We start from the raw sequence: 7,042 nt of genomic DNA on the forward strand, positions 1-7,042 counted from the left end.
TGACCCCATCTTTTTTTACCATAAATCGGTCAAACCTTTGTTAGCTATGGGTTTTAACGGGGTTGTCACCCCGTCAGTGGTTTTTTATCTCGGCTCAACTGTGAAAATACTAACCTCAGTGGAGCCGACCTCAGCGATGCAGACCTCGGTGAAGCTGATTTTTCTGAAGCGACTCTAATTGGCGCGAATCTAAGTAATACCAAACTACATCAAACAGGGTTTTGGAATTCTAACCTAAGTAAAGCTAACTTTAGTAGTGCGATTATGGATGAAACATCATTAGATGGTTCAAATCTGTGCCACGCTAATCTGATGGGAGCTAGACCCGATCCTGAATATGACGACTCAAATACAATCAATGGTAGTCCTGCATAGCAAGAAAAATCCAGGGTTTTAATTGATAGATAAACTGGCGTTATACTCATAAATAAAATACCAAATACCCAATATGATTGGAAAGCTTTTTGGAGAATAAAAGAGTTTTTATCACCAATCTAGATCTTCTTTGTCTCATCCTATTATTAAATCTTTCTATATAATTTGTCAGACCAGTCTCTTTTCCTACTGCCTTGTATCTTTTTTGAGGAAAAACTGTGACCTAGGCACTCCAAAAGTCTGTATAACTTACAGCACATTGACGATAAACAGGTGGCAAAGAATCCCATAATCCTTGAGCTCCAGATTGATCTCTTTTGCCAATATACACTCCTACAATTTATGAATGTTGATACATCAATTGCCAACCAAATCCACTGCTTGTTATCCTTATTGCCTACAAATGACCACATTTCATCACATTGAATAGTGAGCTTCCCTTTCTTTTTTGACTTCACTTATACTTCTCTTTTTACAGCTCCTAATTTTTTATAAACACATAGTATTGCAACCACCGTGACGACACCCCAGTCGCCCTCACAATCCCAGCCAGAGATATCTTTTCTAATCAAAGTCGATCTATCAACTCTTTTGTTGCTAATGAAATCGGTTGATGTCTGGGAGTCAGGACGAATTGTCTTCCACAATCTCGACATTTAAAATTTTGCTTCCCGGAGCGAGTGCGACCATTTTTCAATATGTATTCAGAGTTACACTTGGGACAGTTGATAAGCTAAAATTCAAGGTAGGTTATAAAGAATAAAATCATAACACATTTTCCTTGCTATGCAGGACTACCCAATCAATCTTTGCGGAAAATGGGAAGACGCTACTTGTGCAATACTGTCATGCCAGACAGAACCATCCGAAATGATAATTGTACAGCTTGATGAATGCTAAACCTTACTGAAAACAGATATACCCTCCGTTTGAATATTCATCATATTTCTGTTTCGAGAGGATTCAGGTCAGAAGATGATTGTACTATAATTCAGAAGTTAAAATAATTGACTACATAATTTATGAACGCTGAAGAATTGCTCAGACGGTATACCAGTGGAGAAACAGACTTTGCTGGGGTTGATTTGAGCGGTGTCGATTTTAACAAGGCAAATCTCCTTGATATCAATCTCACCAATACCAATTTGATTAATGCTAAGTTGAAAAGTGCTAAGTTGAGTGGTGCTAACTTGAGCGGTGCTAACTTGAGTGGTGCTAACTTAAATTGTATTGAGTTAAAAGATGCTAACTTGAGTAATGCTAACTTGAGCGAGGTCAACTTGGGTGGTGCTCAGTTGGAGGGTGCTAATTTTAGTGGTGCTAACTTGAGAGAAGCTTGGTTGGAAGGGGCTGACTTGAGTGGAGCCAATCTAAGTAATGCCTGCTTAGAAAACGCAACTTTGCACTATGTTGACGCGACTGATGCCAACCTCAGTGGAGCTAATTTGAAAAATGGTTTTTTATCTCGCCTCAACTGTGAAAACACAAATCTCACTGGAGCCGACCTCAGCGATGCAGACCTCGGTGAAGCTGGCTTTTATGAAGCGACTCTAATTGGCACAAACCTAAGTAACACCATGCTACATCAAACAGGGTTTGAAAATTCCGATCTTACTGGAGCTAACTTTAGTGGTGCAATTATGGATGAAACATCGTTTGATGGTTCAAATCTCAGTCACGCTAATCTGATGGGGGTTCAGCCAGAACCTAGTCTGATGGCAAAGAAGGTTAGGCTCATGGGAAAAGGGTTTGAAGATGGGATTTTATGCAATACTATCATGCCAGACGGAACTATCCGAAATGATAATTGTACGGATCGATGAATGGGAAACATTACTATAAAACGATTAGAAATTAAGGGTAAAAGTTATGAATGCGGAAGAATTAATCGGACGGTATGCTGCTGGTGAGAGAGACTTTATTGGCGCTGACTTAAGGAACATCTGTCTGATGGATACTTTGCTAACGGGCATCAACTTAAGTAATGCCAATTTGGAAGGTGCTTTGGTGATGCGAAGCTTTCTCATTAATGCCAACTTGAGTAATGCTAACCTGCAAAGGGCTAATCTTTCAAACATATATCTCAGTAATTCTAACTTAAGCAATGTCAATCTTATAGATGCTAAATTGACTGATGCTGATTTAACAGGTACTCAACTAACTGGTGCTGATTTAACAGGTGCTGATATAAGTGGAACAAAATTGATTTTTACAAACTTAAACAAAGCAAAAATAACTGATATAAAAACCAGCCAACTAACCCTTTTCTGTCATACCGTTATGCCAGATGGGATAGTTGAAAATAACCCAATAAAAGAGCTTGAAGGTCAAGAAATTCTCCGGCGCTATGCTGTTGGAGAGAGAACCTTTGAAGGTATAGTTTTGTATCGTTCTGATCTCAGAGGTGCTAACTTGAAAGATGTTAATATGTTCTGCGCTCACTTAAGCTATGTCAACTTAAGCAATGCTATGTTAGAATTTTCGAGTTTGATAGGAGTCACATTCATCAATTGTGATTTGAGGGGGGCTAACTTGGCGATTTGTGATTTGACTAACGCAAGGTTTATTTATAGTGACTTGAGAAATTCTAAAATTGAAGGTAGCGATATAACCTGCACCAGCTTTATAGAAATTAATTTTCAAGGTTCTGTGTTCCAAGGCCAGGGCCAGTCACCTCCTTCCTGCTACAACGTTACTTTAGAAAATGGAGAATTTCTTAAGGGTTGGAGCAATTGCTACAAAGAAAGTGCAGAAACTGAACAAAATGGAGATTTTTTTTAAAGGAGTTGTGAGGTGAGCTTTTTTGATGTCAATAGAAGAGTTCAGGACTGGAAAATGAGTCCTGCCCTGACAATCTTCATCTGATATAGAATTCAACTTTGAATGTCATTAAACATCTTCATAAACTCCATTTTGACTCAGGAAAAACACACAGAAAATAAATTTTCGTGAAAACAAGCCTATTCCGAATATTTACCATTATTCTTAATAGTTCCTCGAATATTCTCATCGGTAATATTTGAAAGAAAATTAAAAATTTGATTGCTGTCACTATTTCCAGTCTCATTAAGAATATCTTCAAGCTGTTGAAGACTAATCCGCCAAGTCTGTGGGTTTCTCCAATCACTCACATTTGCTATATTCAGGCGGTTTTCACCCAAGAGTTCATTAAGTGGATGCGGGTATGGATTACTCCAGTCATTCGGTTCTGCCCGGTTAGGCGTGATAAACGTAAAAGTAGTTGTGTCTGATGTAATATCTGCACCGGGCTGAGGCAAAGCGACAATGGTCTTCCATGTCCATTCAGGAATGTAAATGTTATTGACAAAATTTGTAGGATTTGTAAATCCCTGGTTGATTGTGGTTTCAAGAAGTTTTGGGACATTAGTTTTTTTCTGTGAATCCCAAGTATTTCCTAAACTACCCGCGACAATGTAAAGTTCTTGTCCTTGTTGAACACGCTGTTGTACCCTGTTTTCAATGTTAAACCATGCAGAGGCAATTAATGGATTTGTTGCAAAAAATCGATTGTTGTCCATTGATTGTGCAATTAAATTAGTCCCCATGTATGTTTCTATGGCATCTTTAGGGTTTCTGTTTCTATCTCTATCAGGAATTAAATGACCTTTATCCATTCCTACCCAAGGTTGCCGAAATACAGTACCATCAATTTGAGGCAGGTTATAATCTGCTGAGGTGGGCGACAAAAAAGGATCTGCTATGAACTGGATGTCTGTTCTTGTACTAGATGGTACAGTCCACGATTTATTAACTTGCCAACTCACCCAGTTAGAAAGTTTTCTTTGAGTATTGTAGGATACTACATATCCTGGTTTTTCTATCAGTAAGTTTGTAGGTTGTTCTTGAGTTAAATCCCATCTAGCGTTAGTAGGGTTGCCAAGCTGGAGGTGTGGACTCTTGAAAAATACATTATCTATAATAACATTTGCATTGTCATCACCTTCTAGGCTAAACGTCAGCTTAGCTGGTTTTCCTACAGATTTTGCGAAATCTTCGTAAGCCAGTAATTGCAAGGGTAACTGAAAAGTTTCAAATCCTGTTCTTCCAAATCCAATACTATTGATATTCTGGCTATAGATTTTTCTAATTTCATCGACATCTTCTTTGTTGGCCTCAGCTACAGTAACGGAATCCTGAGCTAGATTTATTCTCTTTATTGGTATGTTTACTCCTTCTACTTCAAGTTTTACATTGAGTATTCCACTTCTGCTGGGAGCGTGAACATCAAACCGCAAATTTCCCCAATCATTTAGCATAAAGCGATTATGGGAGATGCTTTCACCACCTTTTAACTTCAGAGCATAATTGGGTTGATAATCTTGAGCTTGAGAGTTAATACCTAATAAGCTCAAGTAATTGGAAAAATTGGGAGATTGTTGAGCTATCTCATTCCACTCTACAAGGTTGTTGATAGGTGACACCAAAGTTGATGTGGCACTATTATGAAAAGACCACCCAGGAATTTCCTTAGAGATAGTATTCCGACCAAATTCTTCAGCCCCACTCTTATTCGGAATAAACTGGTCAAAATTCCCATTAAACAGAGTAGGAACCGCATAATCTCCCCGCATACCAGCAGAAAGAGTATTATCAAAACTCACCGGAACGCGCCCAACCGAACTAAACGTCCGTTGCTCTTTACCTCCACCCAAAACAGAATAAAACCAACCCTCACCAACCCCTTCACCATTGCCATTATCATACCAAGGTTTAGCTGCCGGGAAATTGGGATCGAACAATTCGGGTTTACCCATTTTACCCAACATATCGTTAACTGCTTGAGGATTCTCAGAGGCCTCCACATGAGGATACTGAAGTAAAACTTCCTCCAGGTCTAAATCAACCGTCCCAGCATACCATCCAAATGCTCGCTTGTGCGTCCCTGCAATACTATCATCTTTCGTAAACCCAATCCGACTATTTATCCGATCTGGTTCCCCCTCACGAGTACCCAGTAAAATCTCTCGGTCTGCTTGCCCTAAAGTAACACCATTAACTGTCGGAAAATTCAGTCCCGCAGGTTTAGGATTCTTATCCAATTCCTCTTGTGGAAGTTGACCCAAAGCACGACCGTTGGGAGTAGCAGTCAAACCATTAGGATTAGCCACAGTCTGGTAATAGTTATCAGCAAACGTAACATTATTCCAAACCTGAACTTTTGGTTCGTAGAAATCGCTAAAATTTGTGCTGATAAAACCAGGTAATTGTAAATTCAAACTAGGTTGGTAGAAATCGTGCGGGTCGATTGTTGTCATTTGGAGGTCTCGGTCAGCCATAGATTTGCCGCCCGCTTGGGGGAAGAAAGTCCCTAAACGCTGTACGATTTCGCTATTGACAACAGTGCCCCGACTGAAGCCCATGAAGTGCAGCGGCGAATTGAACAAATCTCCCTGCTGGCGAATCAGGTTTCCTTGGCTGTCGTACAACCGCTGGAGTTGATTGTTTTGATACTCTCCAACCTTACCCCCTAATGCCAGATCCAACTGCACCAGAGAAGCAAATATTGCATCAGCCGCACCCTCAGAAAAGCCAACGTCAGGAATGACTGATTCTCTGTCTAACGACCATTCAGGTAGCAACACTAACGGTTTGTTCTGGTTGAGGTATTTAATCTCCTTTCCATCTATAGCCACACCTTTTTTTAAGTTATTTGCCAAAGTTGACAGATAATTAGCATCGCTGGTCTTAAGCCCCCCGGTCAACTCAGTTATCACCCGTCCCTGTATATCTATAGGAATCCAGTTACCTGTAGGCTTGTCATAGCGCATAATTAACCCGCTGTTTTCAGGTGTGTTGCCGCTAACAGTGGAAATTTTGTTGGCCATTTGGAAAAAGGAATCAGGAATCCCAGATTGGTTAGGCAAAAGTGTAAAACCATGAGTCAACACGCTCACGCTGTTGAAAGGACTGTTGCTAACAGGAGGTATGGTTTTAAACTGCCCAAAATCTTTGGTCACAGCCCCGCTATTACTCACAGCTTCTACAGCAAAATTGTAGTTCTGCCCCGCAGTAAGACTCCTCGGTAGCGTGAAGTTAGTGCTAGTATTTGCGGGGTCATTTAAAGGTTGGTCAAGAGGCGTAATCCCGTCGTGTCCGTACCACTTGCCAGTATCTTTCTTCCAAGTTGCCGTCAGAATCCGGTTGGGATTGAAATCGTCATAACCGTTCCAAGGCTTGGAAAGAAGTTGACGCTTTTGTGTTTCCGAGAATCCGGGAAGGAGTGCCGAATCCGATAAATCGACAACCTTATCCCAGGGCAACAAACCCTCCCCTTTATCGAAGGTACTGACAAAAAGATTAACTTCTTTCACATCCTCCCAACCCGGAGCAAACTGCCATTCAAAAGTAGGAGTCAGGTCACTTGTAGTTGCGCCAGGCCCCTTCAAATCCAGCCAGTCAGTCGGTGCAATGCTCAAATCCCGTAAATTGCCGGCTGTAGCGACGGGTGCGCGTGTTGTCCCCGGCAGCACCCCATAAGTAAACTGATTAGCAGGTCGGTTCTCCTTAGTAATCCCATAGTCAAACACCCTAACCTTCTTTTATTCCTTTTTATAATACCTAGAAAATTGGTAATTGCTCAACTAGGGGAAAAAAGGGAGCCATCAATAGAGAGAGCTTGTTGAATAGATTGATAAGCCGTCAAGCC

At 40.6% G+C, this 7,042-nt stretch carries 4 protein-coding genes and 2 pseudogenes; 4 read left to right on the forward strand and 2 right to left on the reverse strand.

The genetic code is table 11. The features are described 5' to 3' along the window. Positions 1–108: 108 nt before the first annotated feature. Both QUA97_RS28435 and QUA97_RS27740 read left to right on the forward strand, forming a co-directional pair. Positions 109–201 (forward strand): annotated as a pseudogene (locus QUA97_RS28435) (pentapeptide repeat-containing protein); the annotation flags it as partial. Beyond that, positions 178–375 (forward strand): pentapeptide repeat-containing protein, encoded by a 198-nt coding sequence (locus QUA97_RS27740; RefSeq protein ID WP_442922603.1) that lies wholly within the window; start codon positions 178–180, stop codon positions 373–375. The pseudogene QUA97_RS28435 and the gene QUA97_RS27740, both read left to right, overlap by 24 nt. Before the next feature lie 18 nt (positions 376–393). On the opposite strand, the pseudogene QUA97_RS27745 reads toward QUA97_RS27740, so the two are convergent. Further along, positions 394–1,105: pseudogene (locus QUA97_RS27745) on the reverse strand (IS1 family transposase). 292 nt (positions 1,106–1,397) lie between these two features. Between QUA97_RS27745 and QUA97_RS27750 the strand changes: the two are divergent. Both QUA97_RS27750 and QUA97_RS27755 read left to right on the forward strand, forming a co-directional pair. After that, the gene (locus QUA97_RS27750; RefSeq protein ID WP_333197503.1) at positions 1,398–2,198 is read left to right on the forward strand and encodes a pentapeptide repeat-containing protein; all 801 of its coding nucleotides are present in this window, start codon (positions 1,398–1,400) and stop codon (positions 2,196–2,198) included. Between the two features lie 46 nt (positions 2,199–2,244). Further along, entirely contained in the window at positions 2,245–3,156 is a 912-nt protein-coding gene (locus QUA97_RS27755; protein ID WP_333197505.1) for a pentapeptide repeat-containing protein, read from the forward strand. Between the two features lie 179 nt (positions 3,157–3,335). On the opposite strand, the gene QUA97_RS27760 is transcribed toward QUA97_RS27755, so the two are convergent. Beyond that, the gene (locus tag QUA97_RS27760; protein ID WP_333197508.1) at positions 3,336–6,353 is read right to left on the reverse strand and encodes a DNA/RNA non-specific endonuclease; all 3,018 of its coding nucleotides are present in this window, start codon (positions 6,351–6,353) and stop codon (positions 3,336–3,338) included. Between the last annotated feature and the right edge of the window lie 689 nt (positions 6,354–7,042).

Origin of the sequence: Microcoleus sp. CZ3-B2 (assembly GCF_036705055.1) — a bacterium.
GTDB lineage: Bacteria > Cyanobacteriota > Cyanobacteriia > Cyanobacteriales > Microcoleaceae > Microcoleus.